The sequence below is a fragment of the Microbulbifer sp. genome (assembly GCF_051659245.1).
Classification (GTDB): Bacteria; Pseudomonadota; Gammaproteobacteria; order Pseudomonadales; family Cellvibrionaceae; genus Microbulbifer.
Genome location: NZ_JBOFOC010000133.1, coordinates 1 through 2,596, shown reverse-complemented (window position 1 = coordinate 2,596; position 2,596 = coordinate 1). Strand labels below are relative to the sequence as shown.

General features: G+C 65.0%; 3 protein-coding genes. 1 reads left to right on the top strand and 2 read right to left on the bottom strand.

Annotated elements, in window-relative coordinates:
* Window positions 1–76: 76 nt before the first annotated feature.
* Together ACRC0P_RS13695 and rsgA are read right to left on the bottom strand one after the other, a co-directional pair.
* Complete coding sequence (locus tag ACRC0P_RS13695; protein WP_438631847.1) at window positions 77–880, bottom strand: sulfurtransferase; 804 nt, start codon at window positions 878–880, stop codon at window positions 77–79.
* Between the two features lie 2 nt (window positions 881–882).
* Window positions 883–1,917 carry a small ribosomal subunit biogenesis GTPase RsgA gene (gene rsgA / locus ACRC0P_RS13690; protein WP_438631845.1) on the bottom strand — a complete coding sequence of 345 codons (1,035 nt, stop codon included), beginning with the start codon at window positions 1,915–1,917 and terminating at the stop codon, window positions 883–885.
* A gap of 58 nt (window positions 1,918–1,975) precedes the next feature.
* Between rsgA and orn the strand changes: the two genes are divergently transcribed.
* Complete coding sequence (gene orn, locus ACRC0P_RS13685; RefSeq protein ID WP_308364202.1) at window positions 1,976–2,515, top strand: oligoribonuclease; 540 nt, start codon at window positions 1,976–1,978, stop codon at window positions 2,513–2,515.
* Window positions 2,516–2,596: the final 81 nt, after the last annotated feature.

Genomic DNA, 2,596 nt, shown 5'->3' with positions numbered 1-2,596 from the left:
AGCGGGCCATGCCCGCGAACAGAGCCTGATCGCGGGCATGGCCCGCTCCTACGGGGTGGCTCGCTTCCCGAGCCCTTCACTGTTCCACCGGCGTATCCGGCAGATTTCCCCACTCACTCCAGGAGCCGGGATAGGCGCGGATATCGAAACCGAGGGATTTGCCCACCAGCCAGGTGAAACCGGAGCGGTGATGGCTCTGGCAGTGGGTGACGATTTTGTGGCTGCCGTCGATGCCGAGTCCGGCGAGAAATTCGCGCGCATCGGTGCGGATGCGCAGGTCCCGCTGCGGGTCCATCAGCCGGGTCCACTCGCAGTTGATCGCGCCGGGAATATGGCCGCTCTTCAGCGCCTGCGCCCGCTCGCCGCGGTATTCCTCCGGCGAGCGCGCGTCCCACACGAGGAAGTCTTCTTCGTTCAGGTGCCGCTTTATTTCCTCCGCCTCCATCAGCGGCGTGGTGTCGACATCGATGTCGATTTCGCTTGGCTCGGGCTGCACCGGTTCATCTGACAGCGGCAGTCCGGCGCCGCGCCAGGCGTGCATACCGCCATTGAGATAGCTGTAGTTCCCGTGGCCGATCACTTCCAGGGTCCACAGAAAGCGCCCGGCCCAGCCGCCGCCCTCGTCGTCGCAGGCGACCACATGGTGTTTCGGATGCAGGCCCAGGGCGCGGAATACCTCCGTCAGCCGCTCTTTGTCCGGCAGCTTGCCCGGCGCCGGCGGTGTGCCCGCCATCAGAGCCTGAAACGGCAGGTGCAGGGCGCCGGGAATATGCCCCGCGGCGTAGTTCTGTGCGGAGCTCAGGTCCACCAACAATAAATCCTCGCGCTCCAGCTGCGTGGCCAGTTCCTCTGGCTCAATAATCAGGGGCAACTCATTCAAAATTATTTCTCCAATTCCAGGCTATTGCGCAAATGCAGAAAACTGTCCATTCGCCGCTCGCTGATCTCCCCGCGCAGCAGTGCCGCGCTGATGGCGCAGCCGGGTTCACCCTGGTGGCGGCAGTCGCGAAAGCGGCAGTGTCCGATAAACGGGCGGAATTCCACAAAGCCCTCCAGCAGTTGCGCTTCGCTCATATGCCAGAGGCCGAACTCGCGGATGCCGGGGGAGTCTATCAGATCGCCGCCGCTGGGCAGGTGGAAGAGTTCCGCGGCGGTGGTGGTATGGGTGCCTTTCTGGGTCGCCGGGGAGAGTTCGCCGGTGCGCGCGCCGGCGGAGGGCAGCAGCGCGTTGATCAGTGAGGACTTGCCAACCCCGGACTGGCCCACGAATACGCTGGTGCCCCGGGCCAGGGTTTCCAGCAGTTGCGGCAATCCCTCGCCGGTGCGGGTGGACAGGCGCAGCACCGGGTAGCCCAGGCCGGGATAGGGCTGCAGCAGGTCGGTCAGCGCTGCCTCGTTGTCTCTGTCGATCAGGTCGATCTTGTTGAGCAGCAGCATCGGCGGTATGCCGGTGGCCTCGGCGGCCACCAGGTAGCGGTCGATGGCGTTGGCGTAGGGTTCGGGGTAGGGGGCGATCACGATCAGTATGCGGTCGATATTGGCGGCCACGGTCTTGAGTTCGCCGTAGCGGTCCGGCCGCTGCAGCTCCGAGTGCCGTGCCAGGCGCGCGCCCACCACGCCGCAGCCGCCGCTGGCCCCGCCGGTTGCCGGGCGCCAGGCCACGCGGTCGCCGGTGACCAGGGTCTCGATATTGGCGCGCAGGTGGCAGCGTTGGCGCAGCTCTGGGTCGGCATCGCTTTCCACCAGCACCTGGGTGCCGTAGTTGGCGATTACCAGCCCGGTCTGCTCCGGCCCCAGGTCGCCTTCCTCCGCGACCTGCCCGGCGCCCTCCGCGCGCTTGCGCGCGCGCGCCTCCCGCTCCTGCTGGATCTTGGCGATACGCCACTGCTGGCGCCGGTTCAATTTGCGTTTACTCATGGTTGGCGGATTATACAGCGATACGGTAACTTCCTCTGATCAGCTAAAGGAGAGCCCCGTGGATCAGAACAATTTGATCTGGATCGACCTGGAAATGACCGGTCTCGATCCGGAAAAAGAGCGCATCATCGAGATTGCCACCATTGTCACCGACTCGCGCCTGAACGTCCTCGCCGAGGGGCCGGCGATGGTGGTCCACCAGAGCGACGCGCTGCTCGCGGCGATGGACGACTGGAACACTGAGCAGCACGGTGGCTCCGGGCTGGTGGCGCGGGTGAAGGAATCGCACATCTCCGAGCGGGAGGCGGAGCGGGAGACCCTGGAGTTTCTGCGCCACTGGGTGCCGGAGGGTGCCTCGCCCATGTGCGGCAACTCCATCGGCCAGGACCGCCGCTTCCTGGTGAAGTATATGCCGCAGCTGGAGAACTACTTCCACTACCGCAACCTGGACGTGAGCACGGTCAAGGAGCTGGCGCGGCGCTGGCGCCCGGATGTGCTGGAGGGGGTAAAGAAGGAGAGCCGGCACCTGGCGCTGGATGATATCCGCGATTCCATCGAGGAACTGAAACACTACCGGGAGCATTTTTTCCGGGTGTAATAATCCGGGGCTTGGATATTTGCACCCTGTAGGAGCGGCCCATGGCCGCGATCGGAGGAGCTACGAAGCAATGCCGATCGC